The sequence below is a fragment of the Nonomuraea sp. NPDC003707 genome, assembly GCF_053587055.1.
Map to the genome: position 1 here is coordinate 33,987 of NZ_JBSFNK010000014.1, position 20,177 is coordinate 54,163.

Sequence of the window (20,177 nt, forward strand, 5' to 3'; positions counted from 1 at the left end):
CAACCATCCGTCTGAAAGGAGTGCGAAATGACTGTGCTGGCCGCGGCGATCGCCCTGGTCGGTTCGCTGTTCTTCGCGCTCGGAGCCGCTCTGCAGCAGTTCGAAGCAGCCGGGTCGGCCAAACCGGGGCTGCTCGCCCTGCTGCGGAAACCGCGCTGGCTGATCGGCGGCGCGTCCATTCTGACGGGTGGTGGCCTGCACATCGTGGCACTCGGGCTCGGGCCGCTGACCGTCGTCCAGCCGATGGGCGTGGCGAGCCTGCTGTTCGCCCTGCCCCTCGCCGCAGCGCTGCACGGCCGCAAGCCCTCCCCCAAGGAGCTGGCGGCCGCGGGTGTGGTGGCGGCCGGGCTGGTCGGGCTCGTCCTGCTGGTCCCGAACTCGGAAGGTCCCACCTACCTCGGCCCGGACGGAGTGCTCACCCTGCTCGGCGTGGCCGGAGTCGCGGCGGTCCTGCTGTGGGCCGCCTCGCGGGCGGCCTCGCCGGCGGGCCGGGCCGCCCTGCTCGCGACCAGCTCGGGCGTGCTCTACGGCGCGACGGCCACGCTCATGCGCGTGCTGCTGGACGGCACCTGGAACTGGTGGTACGTGCTGGCGCTGCCGGTGCCCCTGCTGCTGGCGCTGGTGATGCTCCAGCGGGCCTACGCGGTCGGGCACTTCGGCGTCTCGTTCGCCTCGCTCCAGATCGCCGACCCGCTCACGGCGGTGGCGTTCGGCGCGCTGCTGCTCGGCGAGCCGGTGCCGACCGGCATCGTGCCGGTCGCGGCGGCGCTCCTGACCGCGGCCGGGACCGTCGCGCTGGCCCGCACCAGCCCGCTGGAGTCCCGCAACAATCCCCCGACTCATTCCCCCACCCCTTTGTGAAACCGGAGTCACTTCCATGGCCATGCCCCTGCGTTCTCTCCCCCAGATCGCCGAGACCGCCCCCACCCCGGCCCCCGAGCGGCCGCGCCGGATCCTGATCTCGACCGACACCTACCCGCCGGACGTCAACGGCGCCGCCTACTTCACCCACCGCCTGGCCACCGGCCTGGCCGCGCGCGGCAACGAGGTGCACGTGGTCTGCCAGTCGGACGTGGGCCCGCCCACCGCCGACGTCGTGGACAACGTGATCGTGCACCGCCTGCGCTCCGCGCCGATACCGGTCCACCCCACGATGCGGTTCACGGTGCCGGCCAGGCTCGACCGGCTCATCGCCGGCATCCGTCCCGACGTGCTGCACGCCCAGGGCCACTTCGTGGTCGGCAGGGCCGCCATCGCCGCCGCCCGGCGCGCGGACGTGCCCATCGTGGCCACCAACCACTTCATGCCCGACAACCTCTTCCAGTTCTGCCACATCCCCGAGCGGCTCCGGATCAAGGCCGGCCGGCTCGCGTGGCGCGACTTCAGCCGGATCTTCAACCGCGCCGACCGCATCACCACCCCGACCCCGCTGGCCGCCAAGCTGCTGGCCGACCAGGGCTTCGGCCGCGAGGTCGAGGCGGTCTCCTGCGGGATCGACCTGACCAGGTTCCACCCGCGCGCCGAACCCAAGGCGTGGGCGCGCAAGCTGTTCGACCTGCCCGACAGGCCGACCATCCTGTTCGTCGGCCGCCTGGACGAGGAGAAGCGCCTGGACGAGATCGTCCGCGCGCTGCCGCTCGTGCTGAACCGGACCGACGCCCAGGCGGTGTTCGTCGGCCGCGGCAACCAGCGCGCGGAGCTGGAGCGGCTGGCCGCCCGCATCGGCGTCGGCGAGCGGGTCTCCTTCCTGGGCTTCGTGCCCGACGAGCTCATGCCCCAGACATTCGCCGCCGCCGACGTGTTCGCCATGCCGGGCATCGCCGAGCTGCAGAGCATCGCCACGCTGGAGGCCATGGCCATGGGGCTGCCCGTGGTGGCCGCCGACGCGATGGCGCTGCCGCACCTGGTGGACGAGAACGGATACCTGTTCCAGCCGGGCGACGTGATCTCGCTGGCCAGGCACCTGACGAACATTCTCACCGACGACGACCTGCGGGCCCGGCTCGGCAAGACCAGCAGGGAGCTTGCTCTCACCCACGATGACCGGTCGTCGCTGGCCCGGTTCGAGCAGATCTACGATGAGGTGGCCCGATGACCCCAGTCCAAAGCGCCTGGGGCGCTGTCTCCGGCACGGTGGTGTCCGTGTGCGCTCTGGCGTACGCGCAGGTCGCCCTGCCGACGCAGCCGCTGCTCAGCGACTATGCGCTGGTCTCCGGCGGGCTCGTGCCCGTCCTCGTGGGGATGCTGGCACTGGCGGGGGCGTGCCTGTGTCTCGCGTACGGGCTGGCGGCGAGCGACCCGGCGCGCACCGCGGCCACCAGGGTGCTGCTGCTGGCGGGGGCGGCGGGGCTGATGATGAGCGCGATCTTCCCCACGGACCCCGGCAACTCGCAGGTCGGCTCGCTGACCGGCGAGATCCACCGGTGGGCGGCGGCCGTCGTGTTCACCTCGCTGCCGGTCGCCGGCTGGACCCTGGCCAGGGGCCGGGAGGCGGCGCCCCTGTGGAACGCGGTCCGGGCCCTGAGCGTGACCTCGGCGGCCATGCTGGCCTTCTACCTGGCGGCCCACCCGGCCTCGATCACCTCGCCGCTGATCGGCGGCGCCGGCTACTACGGCCCGCTGGAGCGGGGCGTGGTGCTGGCCGAGATGGCGCTGCTCGTCGCCATGGCGCTGGTGTCGGTCGCGAAGCGGCCCGCCGTGCGCACCCAGGCCGTCCCGGCCGAGCCCGAACGCCCCGAGCGGACAGACCGCCTGGCGGCCTGATGCCCCCATCCTTCGACCCGCGACGAAATGACGCCGTTCTAGCGTGGAACCATGCTCATCACACGCCACTCAGCCGCTGAGGCGGTGCTCGCCGACCCGAGGTACGTGCCGCCTCCCGTACGACAGGACGCCGAGGAGGGCACGTTGGCCTGGCTCCGCGCCCAGGTGTCGAGGTTCAGCACCGGAGAGACGCACGCCGGGCGGCGCCGCCTGCTGGAGGAGCGGCTGGCCGCCCTTGATCCCGCCGAGCTGAGAACGGCGGCCAGGGCCATGACGCTGGAGCGGGGCGGCGACTGGCGGGGCGTCCCCACGGCCGTGCTCGGCGCCGCGCTGGGCGTGAAGGACACGGGCGCCGTGGCCGCCGCCGCGACCGGCTACCTGTCCGGCGAGGAGAGCCCGGAGGCCGACGCCGCCGTCGCCGAGCTGCTCGAACAGGCCACCATCCCCGAGATCACCCTGCTGCTGCAGGGGCACGCCGCCACGGAGGCGCTCATCGAGAACGCCCTCGGGCACGCCGGACCCGGCGCCGACCCCGAGGCGCTGCTGCACGAGACGCTCAGGCAGGACCCGCCGCTCAAGGCCACCCGCAGGCTCGACACGCGGACCGGCGACGAGGTGACCATCGACCTGGTGTCGGCCAACCGCGACCCTGACGTGTTCGCCGATCCCGACCGGTTCGACCTCTCGCGCGGCCATGCCCCCCATCTGACCTTCGGCCACGGCGTGCGCCCCTGCCCCGGGCCCGCCCACGCGCTCGCGCTGGCCGCGGGCGTGCTCGAAGCCCTTCTCGACGTGAGCCGCTCATGAACTTCCACGACCTGCACCGCCCCGGCGATCCCTTGCTGCTGCCGAACGCCTGGGACTACGGCTCGGCCGCCCTCCTGGCCCGGGAGGGCTTCCCGGCGATCGGCACGACCAGCCTCGGCGTGGCCGCCGCGTTCGGCAGACCGGACGCGGCCGGCGCCACCAGGGCGGAGACCATCGAGCTGGCCGAATCGATCAAGGACCTGGGCGTCATGGTCACCGTCGACATCGAGGGCGGCTTCAGCGACGACCCCGCCGAGGTGTCCGACCTGGTCGCGGGCCTCGCCGCGCTCGGAGTCGCGGGGATCAACCTGGAGGACGGCCGCCCTGATGGCACGCTGCGCCCGATCGAGCTGCACCAGCGGATCATCGAGGCGGCCAAGGGGCACGGCGTGTTCGTCAACGCCCGTACGGACACATACTGGCTGAAGACCGGCGACACGCGGGACCGGGTGGCCGCCTACGGCCACGCCGACGGGATCTTCGTGCCCGGCATGAGCGATCTGCGGGAGATCGCCGAGGTGGCCGCGAGCACGCCGCTCCCCCTCAACGTCCTCTACCAGCCGGACGGCCCCACGCTCCCCCAGCTCGCCGAGGCCGGCGTGGCCAGGGTGAGCACCGGGTCGCTGCTGTACCGGGCCGCGCTCCACGGGGCGCTCGCGGCGGTGTCCGCCGCCCAGGGCAGGCAGGCCCCTCCGCTGCCGACCTACGCGGAGATCACCGCGCTGCTGCCGCAACCGCGATAATCGACGCATGCGCTTCCAGATCCTCGGGCCCACCAGCGCGCTGGACGAGGACGGCGAGCCGGTCGCGCTCGGCGGTCCCCGGGTGCGCGCGCTGCTGACGCTGCTCGCCCTGCACGCCGGTCGCATCGTCGGCGGCGAGCAGCTCGTGGACGGCATGTACGGCCCGAGACCGCCCGAGGGCGTGGCCAACGCGCTGCAGTCGCAGGTCTCCAGGCTGCGCCGGGCGCTGGGCAGGGACCTGGTGGAGTTCCATCCGGCGGGATACCGGCTGGTGGCCGACCCTCAGGACGTGGACGCGCGCAGGTTCGAGCTGCTGACGCAGCAGGGCAGGCAGGCCCTCGCCGGCGGTGATCCCGGCCGGGCGGCTGCGCTCCTGCGCGAGGCGCTCGAGCTGTGGCGGGGCGCGCCGCTGTCCGACGCCCCGCACGCCGAGGCCGCCGCGGCGGCGCTGGCCGAGCTGCGGCTGGCCGCCACCGAGGACCGCGTGCAGGCCGACCTCGACCTGGGCCGGCATCGCGAGCTGGTCGCCGAGCTGAGCCAGCTCGCCGCCGCCCACCCGCTGCGCGAGCGGCTGCGCGCCCTGCTCATGCGTGCCCTCTACGGCAGCGGCCGGCAGGCCGAGGCGTTGACCGTCTACGACGAGGCCAGGAAGATCCTGGACGAGGAGCTCGGCGTCGAGCCGGGGGCCGAGCTGGCCGCCGCCCACCTGGCCGTGCTCAGGGCCGACCCGGCGCTCGGCGCCCCCGCTCCCGACGCCGCCCCCGCGTCCCGGCGGCAGGGCCTGCGTGCCCAGCTCACCAGCTTCGTCGGCAGGGCCGAGGAGATCGAGCAGGTGGCCGCCAGGCTGCGGACCAACCGGCTCGTCACGCTGATCGGGCCCGGCGGCGCGGGCAAGACGCGACTGGCGACCGAGGCGGCCGACCAGGAGCCCGGCGACGTGTGCTTCGTGGAGCTCGCGCCGGTCTCCGAGGACGCCGGCGTGCCGGGGGCCGTCCTGTCCGCCCTGGACATCCGCGACGCCCCGCCCAGCCCCGACCGGCTCACCGTCGACCCGGCCACCCGGCTCGTCACCGCGCTGGCCGGCCGCAGGCTGCTCCTGGTCCTGGACAACTGCGAACACGTCGTCGCGGCCACCGCCGACCTGGCCGACCTGTTGCTGGCCTCCTGCCCCGAGCTGCGCGTGCTGGTGACCGGGCGCGAGGCGCTCGGCATCACCGGCGAGTCGATCCTGCCCGTGGCGCCGCTGCGGCTACCGCCGCCCGAGGCCGGCAGCCCCCTGGATTATCCGGCGGCCCGGCTGTTCGCCGACCGCGCCGCCGCCGTACGGCCTGGTTTCGCCGTCGACGCGGGCAACGCCGCGGCGGTCGTACGCATCTGCCGGGCGCTCGACGGGCTGCCGCTGGCCATCGAGCTGGCCGCGGCGCGGCTGCGCACCCTGCCGGTGGCCGACGTCGCGGCCCGGCTCGACGACCGGTTCAGGCTGCTGACCAGGGGCAGCCGTACGGCGCTGCCCCGGCACCAGACGCTGCACGCGGTCGTCGCGTGGAGCTGGGACCTGCTGGACGAGAGCGAGCAGCGGCTGGCCAGGCGGCTGAGCGTGTTCGTCGGCGGCGCACGGCCGGAGGCGGCCGAGCAGGTGTGCGGGTTGCCCGAGGACGTGCTCTTCTCGCTGGCGGAGAAGTCGCTGGTGGAGTTCGTGGGCGGCCGTTTCCGGATGCTGGAGACGATCAGGGCGTTCTGCGCGGAACGGCTGGCGGAGTCGGGCGAGGCCGAGTCGATCTCCGAGGCGCACGCCCGCTACTGCCTCGACCTGGTCATGACGGCCGACCCGTTGCTGCGCACCGGTGAGCAGCTGGAGTGGCTGGTCCGGCTCGACGAGGAGAGCGACGAGCTCGACGCGGCGATCCGCTGGGCGACCGCGTCCGGGCAGCCGGAGCTGGGGTTGCGGCTGCTGGCCACCTGCGGCTGCTACTGGTGGATGCGCGGCAACCGCGTCACCAGCGCCCACCTGGCCGCCGACCTCATGGCCGCGCTCGGCTTCCGGCATCCGCCGGGCATGGAGGAGGAGTACGTCATGTGCGTGCTCATCAGGGCCTGGACCGGCGGCATCGACGAGGAGCTGCGCGCGCGGCTCGCGGAGGCGCGGCAGCTGCTGCCGCGTTACGCCCTGCCGATGCGGCTGGAGTTCCTCACGATGCTGCTCTCGGCCTACACAGGGCCGCCCGGCGAGTACGACGAGGTCTACATCGCGCTCATCAGCCGCGCCGACGAGCTCAAGCCCTGGCAGGAGGCGCTGTCCTACGGCGGTGTGGCGTTCCTGCTGCAGTCGACCGGCCGGGCCGCCGAGGCGCTGGTCAACTTCGAGCGGAGCCTGGCCGCGTTCAAGGCCATCGGGGAGCGGTGGGGCATGGTGATGACGCTGTCCGGCCTCGGCTCTCTCCACCAGGCGAAGGGCGACTTCACGACCGCGGTCGCGCTGGCCGACGAGGCGCTGGCGGTGGCAACCGAGCTGGGCGCCAAGACGGAGATCGCCGAGGCCCTGTGCCAGCGGGGCGACGCCCGGCTCAACCAGGCCGACGCGACGGGCGCGCGGGCCGACTATCTGCGCGCCGCCGAGATGTCACGCAGGAACGGCTCGACGGAGACGATGGCGTGGGCGCGCCTCGGGCTGGGCCAGGTCGCGCTGTTCCAGGGCGACCTGGACGAGGCCCGCGCGCTGCTCGTCCAGGCTCGTGACGAGGTGCCGGGCGACTGGTACATCACGGAGGAGACCCGCGCCCGCATCACCGCCGCCCTCGACGAGGTGAACGCCCGCTCAGCCGGACCCCCGAACGAGGCGGTCAGCGAGCCGCCAGCCGAGCCTTCCAGCGAGGCGGTCAGCGAGCGGTAGGCAGGCCGTCAGCCGCGCTCCCGACAGTAGGCGGCATGAAGAACAAATGGTCCTGCCTGGCCATCGCCTGCCTGGCCACCCTGCTGCTCTCGCTCGACCTCACGGTCCTGCACCTGGCCCTGCCCAGGCTGGTGACCGACCTCGGCGCGAACTCCACCCAGTTGCTCTGGATCGGCGACATCTACGGCTTCGCGCTGGCCGGCCTCCTCGTCACCATGGGCAACCTCGGCGACCGCATCGGCCGCAAGCGCCTGCTGCTGATCGGCGCGGCCGCGTTCGGCGCCGCCTCGGTGGTGACGGCGTACGCGCCCAACCCCGAGCTGCTGATCGCGGCCAGGGCCCTGCTCGGCGTGGCCGGAGCGACGATCATGCCGTCCACCCTGTCAATCGTCCGGAACGTGTTCACCGACCCGGGCGAGCGCACCGCGGCCATCGGCATCTGGAGCGGGATGAGCGCCGCCGGGTTCGCCATCGGCCCGGTCGTGGGCGGTCTGCTACTCGACCACTTCTGGTGGGGCTCGGTCTTCCTGATCAACGTACCGATCATGCTGCTGGTGCTGGTCGGCGGGATCCTGGTGCTGCCCGAATCGCGCAACCCGCACGCGGGCCGGCCCGACCTGATCAGCGTCGTCCTCTCGTTCGCCGGCGTGGTGACGGCCGTCTACGCGGTCAAGGAGGCGGCGCACAAGGGCCTGGAGCACGCCGACGTGCTGGTGGCGGGCGCGGCCGGGGTTCTGCTGCTGGGCCTGTTCGTGTGGCGCCAGACGCGGCTGCCCGAGCCGCTGATCGACGTCCGGCTCTTCAGGCGGCGGGCGTTCAGCGCGTCCATCGTCACGAACCTGCTGGCGATCTTCACGATGTCGGCCATGATGCTGATGTTCGGCTGGTACCTGCAGCTCGTCCTGGGCTGGTCCCCGCTCCAGGCGGGCCTCGCGCAACTGCCGGGCGGCCTGAGCGGCGCGGTGGGCGGCATCATGGCCGCCAAGCTGATCCACCGCATCGGCAGGAACGGCGTGGTCGCCCTGGGCCTGGCCATGAACGCCGGCGCGTTCCTCTACTACAGCACGCTCGGCCCCTCCCTGAACTACTTCGCCCTGCTCCCCGTCATGATCATCGGTGGCCTGGGGGTCGGCTTCACCTTCACCGTCAACAACGACAACGTCCTCGCCACGGCCCCCAGGGAGCGAGCGGGAGCGGCCGCCGCCGTCTCGGAAACGGCCTTCGAACTGGGCGGCGCACTGGGCATCGCCATCCTCGGCACGGTCCTGAACACCGCCTACCGAACCAACCTCCAACTCCCCACCGGCCTCTCCACCGTCGAATCCGCCCGGGAATCGATCGCAGGCGCGGTAAGCACAGCCACGACCTTGCCACCGGACCAGGCGGGCCAACTCATGCGAGCAGCACAGACGGCCTTCATCGAGGGCCTGCACGTGACCGCCCTGGTCACTGCTGCCCTCTTGGCCGTAGTGGCCGTGTTGGCCCTGATCGGGCTGCGCGGCGTACCGAAGGTCATCCCGGAAGAAGTCCTGACCCACGCCTGATCCCGGAAACCAGCATGGTCCTCACAACGGGGGGCGCTACGCCCGACATTGGCTCGGGCAGCGCCTCCCAGGGGGGCAGAGCCCCCCTTCGACCCCCCAACTGCTCGGTCCTCACGATTGGGGGCGCGCTACGTGCGATGGAGCGCTCGGGCAGCGCCCTGTGGGGGCAAGCCCCCACACCCCCAGGCGGGGACCTGCCGGTCCCCGCACCCCTCGGACGCGACCCCGGTTACCGCATGCTCGTCGGCGTTGGCCTGCTGGCGCTTTGGCAGAAACGATCACCTACGGCAATGACATCGGTGGCTATCGAGGGCGGGTTCCCACTTGCTGAGAGACCCGCAGTAGGTAGCCGTCCGGGTCCTGCACCGCGAACTGGCGCACGCCCACGGCGTCGACGCTGCGCTCGTACCAGCGCTCCTCCAACGGCAGCCACATCTCATGGCCGGCAGCAAGCAGCGCGGTGTGAATCCGGTCTACGTCATCCACGTCAACAGTGAGGTTGATCCCGCGCCCATAGGGGTGGTCCAGCTCCGCGCGCGGGTAGAGGCGGTCCCGGCTCAGCGGCTGCTCCAGCATCAGGTCCGCCCCGTCACGTTCCAGGTAGGCAAAGCGCTCCTGGGGCCGCTCGTAGCGGATCTCGAAGCCCAGCAGGCGATAGAAGGCCAAGCTGGCCTGGATGTCGGAGCAGATCAATTCAGGAACAAGTCGTGACATCTCGTCACTCTGGCAGTTCCCGGCCCGTCTGCCAAACCTGCGCCCATTCGACCGCCGTTCCTTCGGACTCAGTAAGCCTCGAACAGGCCTCCCGGGCGCCGGCCGAGTGCCGATACGCCGTGCTGAGCGCCGTCCACATCGCGCCGCACTCCACCATCCCACTTCCCGCCGACCCGGCGCGGGCCGGTGCGGAGCACCGTAAGCCAGGCGAACCATACGCGCCGACTCCGCCTGACGCGGGCCCCGAAGACCGCAGCGGGCACACGGCCGAACCTCGTCTATGTCCTTGCTGCCCGGGCAACCTCGGTAGGGGCGAGTCCTGCCTGGGGAAATGGCAACATCATTCCCGCTGGTCGGCTCACATGCCCTGCACGAATTCTCAGGGCGGTCACCGAGAGCGGACATCGGCCGCTCATTAGGATCACCAGCATGGAACCCCACGAGGGCACGCGCGGTGTTCTCTATGTGATCGCCTGTGCCGCACCTGCCGCCGCCGATCTCCATCACCTGGTCCCCATGGCTCGGGCAGCCGGGTGGCAGGTGCATGTGGTCACCACACCGATGGGGGAACGCTTTGTCGATGTCTCGGAGTTGGAGCGTCTGACCGGTGATCTGGTCCGCAGCACGTACCGCATGCCAGAGGATCCCAAGGGTCTCCCTCCTGCAGACGCGGTGATCGTCGCTCCGGCCACGTTCAACACGATCAACAAGTGGGCGAACGGCATCGCCGACACCTTCGCAGTCGGGCTGCTGTGCGAGGTGATGGGGTTCGGCGTCCCGATCCTGGCCGTACCGCTGCTGAAGGACGCGCTCGCCCGGCATCTCGCGTTCCAGCGGAGTCTCGACACGCTTCGGGAGATGGGCGTGCGGGTCCTGTTCGATCCCGCCGCCCCGCCACAGTCCCGCATGCCATCCTGGGAGCGCATCATGCAGGAGCTACACACCGTTGTCGGGGAGCGACAGACACAGGGGTGATGGCATGGACGCCCGCGGGGAGATCGGCCGGCGGATCGCCCGGGCACGCCGTCGCCGTGGACTGTCCCAAGCGGTCCTGTCCGGTCTCGTCGGCCGTTCCGAGAGCTGGCTGAGCCAGGTGGAGCGCGGGCAACGTGCCGTGGACAACCACACCGTGCTCAACGCCCTCGCTGACATCCTCGGCCTGCCCGTGGACGAACTCACCATGAAGAAGACGAACGCGATGACGCGCTACCAGGCAGCATCGGCCATCCGGCAGGCGATGATGGGCTACGACGGCTTCTCTGCCCTCATCAACCCCCAGCACGCGCAAGGCTCCCCCGAGAGCGTCGTGTGGCTGCGGCACGAGATCCGCCGCGTGAACCGGCTCTACCAGGCCACCCAGTACGACGAGGTCGGCAGGCGGTTGCCTCGCCTAATCGTGGCCACCGAACTGGGCAGCCGCCATGCCCCCGCCGCCCAGCGCCGGGCGTACCAGACCCTTCGCTCGCTGACCTACCACTCCGCCACCACGACCCTGCGCCGCGTGGGAGAGGCGGAACTCGCCTGGGTGGCCGCAGACCGCTCGCTGGCCGCCGCGCAGGAAGCCGACAGGCCCCTTCTCGCCGCGGTGAGCGCCTACCGGCTCGGCTACGTCCTGATACGGCTTCGCGAGACGGAACGCGCGCTGCACCTGGTTCTCCAGGCAGCCGACGCGTTGCAGCGCGCCACCAAGCGCCCCACGCCGCGCGCTCTGCCCATCGTGGGCGCGCTCTACCTGGTCGCCGTCACGGCCGCTGCCGCTGCGTACGACCAGGCCGGGGTGCGCACCTTCCTCGCGCGCGCCCGGCAGATCGCCGATTCTCTCGGCGAAGACCGCAACGACTTCTGGACCGCGTTCGGCACGACCAACGTGACCATTCACGAGATCTCGGCGGCCGTCGAGTTCGGAGACACCCGCCAAGCGATCGGCAGCAGCGATGCCCTCAACCTGGCACACCTGTCTGACGGCCTGGTCAGACGTCGCGCCCAGGTGCATCTCGACCTCGCCCGTGCCTACGCCATGCAGCGCAAGGACGCCGCGTCGGTCAACATGCTCCTCGAAGCCGAACGGCTCTCACCCGAGCTTGTCCGCTACGGTGGCCGTCCCCGCGAACTGCTGACTCAGTTGCTCAAGCGGGAGCACCGTGTCAGCACTCCGCAGCTTCGCGGGCTGGCTCACCGGGCGGGCATCGTCTGACCCGCACTTTTGTGCGGCTCCTTGACCTTCACCACCATGCGGGTTCCGCCGTTGACCCGCACCTACCGTTCCTCCTGCGTGGCATGACCCGAGGCCACGTCCCCCAACAGGAGGGAACGTCACATGCGGCACGATCAGTCGAACGCGTGGAATCGGTGCGCCTGCTGCCCCGAGCCGCGTCAACCGGTCGGTCTCGAACCCATACGGCCCCTGTCAGCGCTGGAAACCGCCCACGAACTCCACGCAGCCTTGGCGTGCATGAGGATCCCCGCCGACGTCCACGAAGGGCGTGGCCTCGCGCTGGTGTCGGTGTGGACCGGGCTCGTGGTGTGGACGGACGGCTTCTGGTACCGATGGTGGACAGGACGCCGCTCCCAGACCGGCCGCTGGCTGTACGCACATCATTCCGCGTTCGAGCCGGAGCGGGCCGCGCGCAGGATCGCTGCTCGATACGCCGAACTTCGCGAAGCGCCGAGCATCGTGGCCGCAGGTGTGTCATGAGGGCCGGCGAAGGCTGCCTGAGTCCGCACGTACCCATGGCCCAACGTGATCACGTCCGGCTCACGTGGCTGGAACCATTTGGTGCCTTGGATCGCGTCCGCGTCGTGGCGTGGACATGTACATGCAGGGCCATGTTCTACGAGCTGTGCGAGGGCGGCGGCCAGACTCTTATCCGCCGCACCCTGCAGACCGAAGCCGGGGACGTGGTTCACGAGACCCACCAGTGCTCCATCATTGAAGCTCGCGCGGTCTGGACGGCACTCCTGTCAGGCCAAGCCCGATAGACGGGCACGACGGCTCGGGCCGCTCCGTCCCGACCGAGGTGTCAACTCCGTCTTCGGATGCCGTGCCCGTCGGCGTTCCACGCGGCCCACCTCCCACGCCGCACAGACCGAGTTGACGCCGACCGAAGGCCATGAACAACGCGGTATCGGGGCGGGAGTACGGACCGCGGTGCGGCGAAGCGGGCTCGATGGGCCCGGTCCAGCAGGCCAATTCGCGTTTGCCTCATCGGTCAACGACACCCCTGCGGCACGCCGGTCCGGGGTGGGCGTCGGTCGGACCACCACTTCGCCGGTCAACGGGTGGGGCATCTGGCGAGCGGAGCGAGCGGGGGTTGCGCCGCCAGGCGCCCGAATAAGAAACGCCTGAGCCCTTCGGCGCGAAGCGCCTCCCCGAGAAGACCTTTGCCCGGTGAGGGTGACGGCGGTAGGGCGCGGATGATCAGGCGATGGGGTTGCCGATGCAGGGGCGGGTGATGGTCGGGGCGAGGGAGTCGAGGCGGTTGCGGATGAGGCGGGCCACGCCCTCGATGGTCTGGATGCCCGCGTCCGGGCCCGGCTGGTGGTCGGTCTGGACCGACAGCAGCAGGTCGCGGCCCGGGCCCGAGATGCGGCCGTAGCTCGTCATGGCCCATGTGCCGGAGATGAACGGGCGTGGCGTCCAGCCGTTCTTCAGGGCCACCCGGTCTCCCGGGCGGGCGGCGGCGCTGACGCCCCATGACTGGTCCTTCTGGACGCGGGACATCAGGCCGAGCACCAGCCGGCGGTCGGCCGCGGTCAGGTCGCCCTCTCGGCCTTTCCTGCCTCTGACCAGGAGTTTCAGGAGGCGGATGCGGTCGGCGGGGCTGGTGAGGGTGCCGCCCCAGAAAATGGCGGGTCCCGGTGTCGTCTCCGTCAGGCCCACGCTCTGGTAGAAGGCGCTCATCGCGGAGGAGGCGCCGACGCGGGACCACAGGGCGTCCGCGGCGAGGTTGTCGCTCTCCGTGATCATGAGGACGGCGAGGTCGCGTTCCTCCTCGTCCAGGTCGCGGGTGCGCTGGTGCAGGAGCGCGGTCAGGATGTCCACCTTGGCGCCGCTGGCGGTGATGATGTCGTTCTCGTGCTCTCCCTGCCCGAAGTGGATCCCGGTGACCAGGTCCAGGACGCCGTAGACGATGCGGCCTGGGCGCGTGCCGATGTAGGCGGAGATGTCGCGTACGAGCTGGATGCGGGCCGCGACCCCGGCGCGCGGGGCTGCGATCCTCAGCATGCAGCGGGCCACCTTCGGCGGAGGCTTGGCCGCCGCGGGGATGACGGCTGCCTGGTCGGCGCCGCATCCCGCGGTCAGGAGCAGCATCGGCCAGGCGAGCATCCACCTCGTACGCACGCGTCCACCTCCGAAGGATCGTCGGGGGTCGCAAGCGAGGATGCCATGCGGTGCGGATCAGGCCATTGTGCTCGGTGGGCCGCTGGTCAAGTCTTCACATGATCTTGCCGATCCGGGTGCCGGGTGGTGGTCAGAGGTGGTCGGTGAGGAAGGCGGTGGTGGCGTCCACGGCCTGCGTGACGTACGGTTCGCGGTCGTACAGGTCGATGTGCTGCTTGGCGTCCACCCAGACGAGCTGTTTCGGCTGGTCGAGGCGCCGGAACGCCTCCTCGGCCCCCTCCGGAGAGCAGAACCGGTCGACGACCCCGTGCACGATCAGCGCCGGCTTGGGTGACAGGAAGTCCGCTCCCATCATGTTGTCCATCGTGACCAGCTCCCGCACGCTCGCCCTGGTCACCGAGTTGGACCAGTGCGGCGAGGCGCCCCGTGAGGTGCCGTAGTACGCGTACGGCTCGTCGCCCGGCATGGCGGCCTCCCCCTCCTCCGGGGGCGAGGAGGAGACGACCGGCATGTACTCCACGGCGCCGCCCTGGTCCTGGCGTTCGAGGACGTCCGTGAAGCCTGCCAGCGCCGCCTGGTAGTCCATGCCGGAGCGCATGGAGTACGGGTTGTTGTACGCACCCGCTATACCGACAAATGTCCGGACTCGGGGGTCGAAGGCGGCGAACTTGAGCGCGTAGCCACCCCCCAGACACACCCCCACCGCCCCGATCCGATCCCGGTCCACCTCGGCCCGTGACCGCAGGAACGACACCGCCCCCCGCAGGTCCCGCAGCTTGCCCTGCGGATCCTCGTCCAGGCGCGGAAGCCCTTCGGACTCCCCCCAGTTCCGATGGTCGAAGGACAGCGTCACGTACCCCCGCTCGGCCAGCCGCTCCGCGTACAGGCCTGTGACCTGGGAGCGCACCCCGGTGAACGGCCCCGTGAACACCAGAGCGGGCCGCGGCCCCGCGCCGCCGGGGACCCGCAGGTCCCCGGCGAGCGTGAGGCCGTCGACCACGAACTCGATTCGCGTGGTCAGGATCACGAGTCGAACCCCAGCCCCATCCGGTCGAGCGCGCGCAGCCACAGGTTGCGCTTGCCCTGGTGCTGGTCGGCCTGCGCGATCGACCACCGGGTGAACTGGATGACCCCGGACCGCACCGGCTCCGGCGGGAACGGCATCGGCTTCTCCTTGACCATCCGCAGCTCGGTCCGCTCGGTGGACTCGCCCGACAGCAGGTCGAGCATGACGTTCGCGCCGAAGCGGGTGGCGCCCACGCCCATCCCGGTGTAGCCGGTGGCGTAGGCCAGCCGCCCGCCGTGCGCCTGCCCGTAGAAGGCGCTGAACCGGCTGCAGGTGTCGATCACCCCGCCCCACCGGTGGGTGAACCGTACCCCGTCGAGCTGGGGGAAGGTGTCGTAGAAGTGCTCGGCGAGCTTGACGAACGTCTCGTCGCGCTGCTCGTACTCGGGTTTGACCAGACCCCCGTTGTAGTAGACGGCGTCGTAGCCGCCCCACAGGATCCGGTTGTCGTCGGTCAGCCGGTAGTAGTGGAACTGGTTGCCCGAATCGCCCACGCCCTGCCGGTTGCGCCAGCCCACCTCGGCGAGCTGGTCGTCCGTCAGGGGCTCGGTCATCAGCGCGTAGTCGTACACGGGGACCACGAAGTGCTTGAGCCGCCGCAGCAGCGGCGGGAACACCCCGGTCCCCAGCGCCACCTGCCGCGCCACGACCGCGCCGTACGGCGTGCGCAGCGTGATCGTCGTGCCGTCGTCGCGCAGCGAGCGGACCGGGGTGCGTTCGTGGACGCGCACCCCCAGCCGCAGGCACGCCTCCCGCAGCCCCCATGCCAGCCTGGCCGGGTCGAGCATGGCGCACCCGCTGCGCTCCCAGAGCCCGCCCAGGTAGGTCGGCGAGTTCACCTCGGCGCGCACCTGATCCTGGTCGAGCGGCACGTAGTCGAGCCCCAGCTCGGAGATCAGCTCCAGATGCTCGCGCAGCCCGTCGAGCTGCCACGGCTCGGTGGCCACGTGCAGCTCCCCGGTGCGCTCGAAGGAGCAGTCGACGCCGTAGCGCTCCAGGGTCTGCTCGATCTCGTCGAGGTTGGCCACGCCCATGCGCTCCAGGCGCCCGATCTCGTCCGGCCACCGTTCCAGGCCGTTGGCCAGGCCGTGGGTGAGGGTCGCCATGCAGAACCCGCCGTTGCGGCCGGTGGCGGCCCAGCCGATCCTGCGTCCTTCGAGCAGGACCACGTCCAGGGACGGATCGCGTTCCTTGGCCATCAGGGCCGTCCACAGCCCTGAGAAGCCTCCGCCGACGACGACCAGGTCGGCGCTCGTTGTCTGGTCGAGCCGCGGTCGCGGCTCGGGTCTGGCCGGGCTGTCCAGCCAGTACGGCTTGCGCTCCGCGTCAGCAAGCGCCTTCAGCGGATCCACAAATCCCACTTCCCTACGAAGTTCGTGGAGGATATTTAGGTACGGCGCCGTGCCGCCACCGCGTTTCCGATCGCGATCAGCACCCCGATGCCGAAGATCAGCGTACCCATGACGTTGACCTGCGGTGGGATCCCGGTCTTGACCGCACCGACGATCCACAGGGGGAAGGTGACGGTCGAGCCGTTGACGAAGCTGGTGACCACGTAGTCGTCGATGGACAGAGCGAACGACAGCATCGCGCCCGCCAGCACGCCCGGCATGATCGACGGCAGCGTGACCTGCCTGAACGTCCCCCAGGCCGTCGCCCCCAGATCCCTGGCCGCTTCCTCCAGCGACGGGTCCAGCGTGACGATCCGCGCGCGTACCGTCACCACCACGAAGGACAGCGAGAACAGCACGTGGGAGACGATGATCGTGTTCGCGTCGCGCGGCACGTTCCCCGAGACGAACAGCGACAGCAGCGACGCGCCCATGACCAGCTCGGGTGTGGAGATGGCGGCGAAGACCAGGAAGTTCGTGACCCCCTTGCCGCGGAAGCGGTGCCGTCCGATCGCCAGCCCCAGCATGGTGCCGATCACGACCGTGATGATCGTGCTGACCGCGGCGATCACCAGCGAGTTGCGCAGCGCCACGGTCAGGTCGGAGATGTCGAACAGCTCGGCGTACCAGCGGAGCGTGAAGCCCTGCCAGGAGGTGTTCGACTTGCTCTTCTTGTCGTTGAAGCCGAAGAGGATCATCACGGCGATCGGCGAGGACAGCCAGAGGATGATGATCCAGGTGTAGATGTGGAGGAGCCGGTCGCCGAGCCTGATCCCTCTCATCGGGCCGCCGCCTCGAGCACGTTCTCCGTGCCGAGCGCCCTGGCGTAGATGAAGATGCCCACCAGCAGCACCGCCATCAACGTGAACGACAGGGCCGAGGCGGTCGGGTAGTTGAGGTTCGTCAGGTACTCGGTCTGGATGATGTTGCCGATCATCGTGTTGGCCGTGCCGCCGAGGATCTGCGCGTTGATCGGGTCGGCCGTGGCGGGCACGAAGGTCATCAGCACCCCCGCGAACACCCCCGGCAGCGACAGCGGCAGCACCACCCGCCGGAAGGCCGACGTCCGCGTGGCGTACAGGTCCTGGGCCGCCTCGATCACCCGCGGGTCCACCCGCTCCAGCGACACGTAGATCGGCAGGATCATGAACGGCAGGAAGTTGTACGTCAGCCCGCCCACCACCGCGACCGTCGTGGCCAGCACGTGGAAGTCCTCGGGCAGCAGCCCCCAGCCCTTCAGCGTGCCGAACAGGATGCCGTTGTCCGACAGCAGGAAGTTCCACGAGATCGTACGCAGCACGAACGACACGAAGAACGGCAGCAGCAGCAGGAACAGGTACACGGACTTGCGCGTGCCGCCCTTGAACGCGATCCAGTACGCCACCGGGTACCCGATCACCAGCATGGCCACGGTGGCCAGGCCGCCGTAGAGCAGCGAGCGCACCAGCTGGGTGCTGTACCGGCCGAGCGCGTCGCTGTAGTTGGAGAAGCTGAACGTCATGGCGAAGCCGTCGATGGCGTTGCCGGTCTGCAGGGAGACCGAGGCCATCGCGGCCATGGGGACGACCAGGAAGATCGCCAGCCACATCCAGCTCGGCAGCGCCAGCAGGTAGGGGGTGAGCCGCCTCATGCGCTACGCCTGGGTGATGGACTGGAAGATCGGGTTGAAGACCTGCTCCTGCTGGGTGGTCAGCGGGGTGTAGTTGTGCAGCTTGGCGTAGTCGGCCTCGGTGGGGAACATGAGCGGGCTGTCGATCATCTCTTCGAGGGACTTCTTGTCCTTGCCCTTGGCCGCCTTGGCCTTCTCCCTCAGCAGGTCCTGCACGGCCGGGACCGGCGTGACGTACTGGATGAACTCGTCCAGCTCGGCGGCCACGACCGGCTGGTAGAGGTAGTCCATGAGCATGAGCGCGTCCACCGGGTTGGCCGCGTTCTTGGGGATGAGCATGTTGTCGGTCCAGATCGTGCCGCCCTCCTCGGGCACCACGAACTTGACGGGCTCGCCGGCGAGCTGGCGCTGGAAGACGTCGCCCGACCAGGCCATGGTGAGCCAGACGTCGCCCTTGGACACAGCGTCGATGTAGTTTTGATCGTAATATTTCCGGACAATTCCGGCGTCGCGCTGCGCCTTGAGCTTCTCCCCGGCCTTCTTCCAGTCCGCCTCGGTCGACTTCTCGGGCGCGATTCCCAGCGCGAACATGCCGAAGTTCGCGATCTCCTGGGCGTCGGCCATCATGCCGACATGACCCTTGTACTTGGGGTCGAACAGCGACTCGATGCTGGTGATGTCCTCGTTGACGAACTTGGTGTTGTACGCGATCCCGGTCACTCCCGACGTGTACGGCACCGTGTACTTGTTGCCGGGGTCGTAGGCCCGCTCCTTGTACTTCTGGCCGGCGTTGGCCTCGAAGTTCGGGAGCTGGGAGTGGTCGAGCGGCGTCACGTAGCCCAGCTCGATCATGTGCTGGAGCTGGACGCCGTTGGTCATGACGACGATGTCGTAGCCCAGCGACTGCCCCGCGCGCAGCACGGGGTCGGCCTTGCCGAAGAACTCGGCGTTCTCCTGGATGACCTCTTTGTACTCGTACGAGATGCCGGTGGCCTGCTTGAACTTCTCCAGCGGGGCCTTGTCCTCGGGCATGTACTCGGGCCAGTTGGCGAAGACGACCTTGCCGTGCTTGGTCTGCTTGGCCCAGAAATCCTTGACCGCGTCGGCCTTCGGCGGAGCGGCCTTCTGTCCTTGAACGCCGCACGCGGCCAGCGCGAGCCCTGCGGCGGAGAACCCGGCGACCCGGAAGAAATCGCGACGGGAACGGAGCATGGGGTGGTTCATGAGCTGCTATCTACTTCCAATCACATATGAGTGCTGCGCCTGCCACGACAGCCACACGGAGTCCCCCCGCTCCGCGGTGGCCGAAGCGTCAAGAGCGTTCTGCTGGAACACCGTGATCTCGGCCCCGTCAGCGAGGCTCACGGCGTAGCTGTTGTAGGTCCCCAGGTAGACCACCTCGGCGACGGTGCCGCGCACGGCGCTCAGGCCCTGGCCGGGCTCCACCGTGTCGATGGTGATCTTCTCGGGCCGCACGGTCACCGTCACGTCGCCGTCGTGCCCGGGCACCAGCACCCGGCCGCCGCCGATCTTCAGCTCGCCGCCGCTCGCGGTGCCCGTGAGCAGGTTGGAGGTGCCGATGAAGCCGGCCACGAACGCGGTCGCGGGCCGCTCGTAGATCTCCCGCGGCCCGGCGAGCTGCTCGACCAGGCCGTCGTTCATGACGGCGATCCGGTCGCTCATGGTCAGCGCCTCGTTCTGGTCGTGGGTCACGTACACGAACGTGATGCCGACCTCGCGCTGGATGCGCTTGAGCTCGATCTGCATGGCCTGGCGCAGCTTGAGGTCGAGCGCGCCGAGCGGTTCGTCGAGCAGGAGCGCCCGCGGCCGGTTGACCAGCGCGCGGGCCAGCGCCACGCGCTGCTGCTGGCCGCCGGACATCTCGCGCGGGCGACGCTTCTCCCTGCCGGTGAGGTCGACGATCTCCAGCATCTCGCCGACCCGCCGCTTGATCTCCTCCTGCGGCGTCTTGCGCTGCTTCAGCCCGAAGGCCACGTTGTCCCAGACGCTCATGTGCGGGAAGAGGGCGTAGGACTGGAAGACCATGTTGATGTCGCGTTTGTTGGGCGGGACGTCCGTGACGTCCTTGCCGTGCAGCCGCACCAGCCCCTTCGAGGGCGGTTCGAACCCCGCGATCATCCTCATGGTCGTGGTCTTGCCGCACCCGGACGGGCCGAGGAGGGAGAAGAACTCCCCCTCGGCGATGCCCAGGGTGATGCCTTTGACCGCCTGGACGACCTCGCCATGCGAGAGGTACTCCTTGACGACGTCCTCAAGCTCTATCGCATTCAGCTCAGTCATCCCAGCC

The 20,177-nt window shown here is 70.2% G+C and carries 18 protein-coding genes; 10 read left to right on the plus strand and 8 right to left on the minus strand.

Translation table 11 applies throughout. The features are described 5' to 3' along the window. Window positions 1–27: 27 nt before the first annotated feature. From ACWDRB_RS32475 to ACWDRB_RS32505, 7 genes are read left to right on the plus strand one after another with little or no spacing between them, the layout of a single operon-like run. Window positions 28–861, plus strand: coding sequence for a DMT family transporter (locus ACWDRB_RS32475; protein WP_355210037.1), 834 nt, complete (start codon window positions 28–30; stop codon window positions 859–861). A 16-nt stretch (window positions 862–877) separates the two neighbouring features. After that, window positions 878–2,095 (plus strand): glycosyltransferase, encoded by a 1,218-nt coding sequence (locus ACWDRB_RS32480; protein ID WP_363963031.1) that lies wholly within the window; start codon window positions 878–880, stop codon window positions 2,093–2,095. Continuing rightward, window positions 2,092–2,763, plus strand: a complete 672-nt coding sequence (locus ACWDRB_RS32485) for a DUF998 domain-containing protein (protein WP_350738927.1) — start codon at window positions 2,092–2,094, stop codon at window positions 2,761–2,763. Before ACWDRB_RS32480 ends, ACWDRB_RS32485 begins: the two co-directional genes overlap by 4 nt. Window positions 2,764–2,814: 51 nt before the next feature. Further along, entirely contained in the window at window positions 2,815–3,570 is a 756-nt protein-coding gene (locus ACWDRB_RS32490; RefSeq protein WP_449900140.1) for a cytochrome P450, read from the plus strand. After that, the gene (locus ACWDRB_RS32495) at window positions 3,567–4,313 is read left to right on the plus strand and encodes an isocitrate lyase/PEP mutase family protein (protein ID WP_449900142.1); all 747 of its coding nucleotides are present in this window, start codon (window positions 3,567–3,569) and stop codon (window positions 4,311–4,313) included. Before ACWDRB_RS32490 ends, ACWDRB_RS32495 begins: the two co-directional genes overlap by 4 nt. Window positions 4,314–4,320: 7 nt before the next feature. Continuing rightward, window positions 4,321–7,203, plus strand: coding sequence for a BTAD domain-containing putative transcriptional regulator (locus tag ACWDRB_RS32500; protein WP_449900144.1), 2,883 nt, complete (start codon window positions 4,321–4,323; stop codon window positions 7,201–7,203). Between the two features lie 35 nt (window positions 7,204–7,238). Further along, the gene (locus ACWDRB_RS32505; protein WP_449900147.1) at window positions 7,239–8,747 is read left to right on the plus strand and encodes a DHA2 family efflux MFS transporter permease subunit; all 1,509 of its coding nucleotides are present in this window, start codon (window positions 7,239–7,241) and stop codon (window positions 8,745–8,747) included. Window positions 8,748–9,050: 303 nt separating this feature from the next. Here ACWDRB_RS32505 and ACWDRB_RS32510 read toward each other — a convergent pair whose 3' ends face one another. Continuing rightward, window positions 9,051–9,461 (minus strand): bleomycin resistance protein, encoded by a 411-nt coding sequence (locus ACWDRB_RS32510; RefSeq protein WP_449900149.1) that lies wholly within the window; start codon window positions 9,459–9,461, stop codon window positions 9,051–9,053. A gap of 429 nt (window positions 9,462–9,890) precedes the next feature. Here ACWDRB_RS32510 and ACWDRB_RS32515 point away from each other — a divergent pair, with 429 nt between their 5' ends. The 3 genes from ACWDRB_RS32515 to ACWDRB_RS32525 all read left to right on the plus strand — a co-directional run bounded on the left by ACWDRB_RS32515 (window position 9,891) and on the right by ACWDRB_RS32525 (window position 12,156). Continuing rightward, complete coding sequence (locus tag ACWDRB_RS32515) at window positions 9,891–10,436, plus strand: flavoprotein (protein ID WP_449900152.1); 546 nt, start codon at window positions 9,891–9,893, stop codon at window positions 10,434–10,436. Window positions 10,437–10,440: 4 nt separating this feature from the next. After that, window positions 10,441–11,655, plus strand: coding sequence for a helix-turn-helix domain-containing protein (locus ACWDRB_RS32520; RefSeq protein WP_449900154.1), 1,215 nt, complete (start codon window positions 10,441–10,443; stop codon window positions 11,653–11,655). A gap of 258 nt (window positions 11,656–11,913) precedes the next feature. Next, window positions 11,914–12,156: a hypothetical protein gene (locus tag ACWDRB_RS32525; protein WP_449900157.1), complete on the plus strand. Its 243-nt coding sequence runs from the start codon at window positions 11,914–11,916 to the stop codon at window positions 12,154–12,156. A 723-nt stretch (window positions 12,157–12,879) separates the two neighbouring features. Here ACWDRB_RS32525 and ACWDRB_RS32530 read toward each other — a convergent pair. From ACWDRB_RS32530 to ACWDRB_RS32560, 7 genes are all read right to left on the minus strand, one after another. Continuing rightward, a complete protein-coding gene (locus ACWDRB_RS32530) occupies window positions 12,880–13,803 on the minus strand; it encodes a serine hydrolase (RefSeq protein WP_449900159.1) in 924 nt (307 codons plus the stop codon). Between the two features lie 130 nt (window positions 13,804–13,933). Further along, entirely contained in the window at window positions 13,934–14,830 is an 897-nt protein-coding gene (locus ACWDRB_RS32535; protein WP_449900161.1) for an alpha/beta hydrolase, read from the minus strand. Further along, on the minus strand, window positions 14,827–16,221 hold the full coding sequence (locus ACWDRB_RS32540) for an NAD(P)/FAD-dependent oxidoreductase (RefSeq protein ID WP_449900163.1): 1,395 nt from the start codon (window positions 16,219–16,221) through the stop codon (window positions 14,827–14,829). Before ACWDRB_RS32540 ends, ACWDRB_RS32535 begins: the two co-directional genes overlap by 4 nt. Before the next feature lie 35 nt (window positions 16,222–16,256). Next, window positions 16,257–17,042, minus strand: a complete 786-nt coding sequence (locus ACWDRB_RS32545) for an ABC transporter permease (protein WP_449900165.1) — start codon at window positions 17,040–17,042, stop codon at window positions 16,257–16,259. Beyond that, window positions 17,039–17,890 (minus strand): ABC transporter permease, encoded by an 852-nt coding sequence (locus ACWDRB_RS32550; RefSeq protein WP_350738952.1) that lies wholly within the window; start codon window positions 17,888–17,890, stop codon window positions 17,039–17,041. Before ACWDRB_RS32550 ends, ACWDRB_RS32545 begins: the two co-directional genes overlap by 4 nt. Window positions 17,891–17,893: 3 nt before the next feature. After that, window positions 17,894–19,081 (minus strand): polyamine ABC transporter substrate-binding protein, encoded by a 1,188-nt coding sequence (locus tag ACWDRB_RS32555; protein WP_449900168.1) that lies wholly within the window; start codon window positions 19,079–19,081, stop codon window positions 17,894–17,896. 18 nt (window positions 19,082–19,099) lie between these two features. After that, window positions 19,100–20,170, minus strand: coding sequence for an ABC transporter ATP-binding protein (locus tag ACWDRB_RS32560; protein ID WP_449900170.1), 1,071 nt, complete (start codon window positions 20,168–20,170; stop codon window positions 19,100–19,102). Window positions 20,171–20,177: the final 7 nt, after the last annotated feature.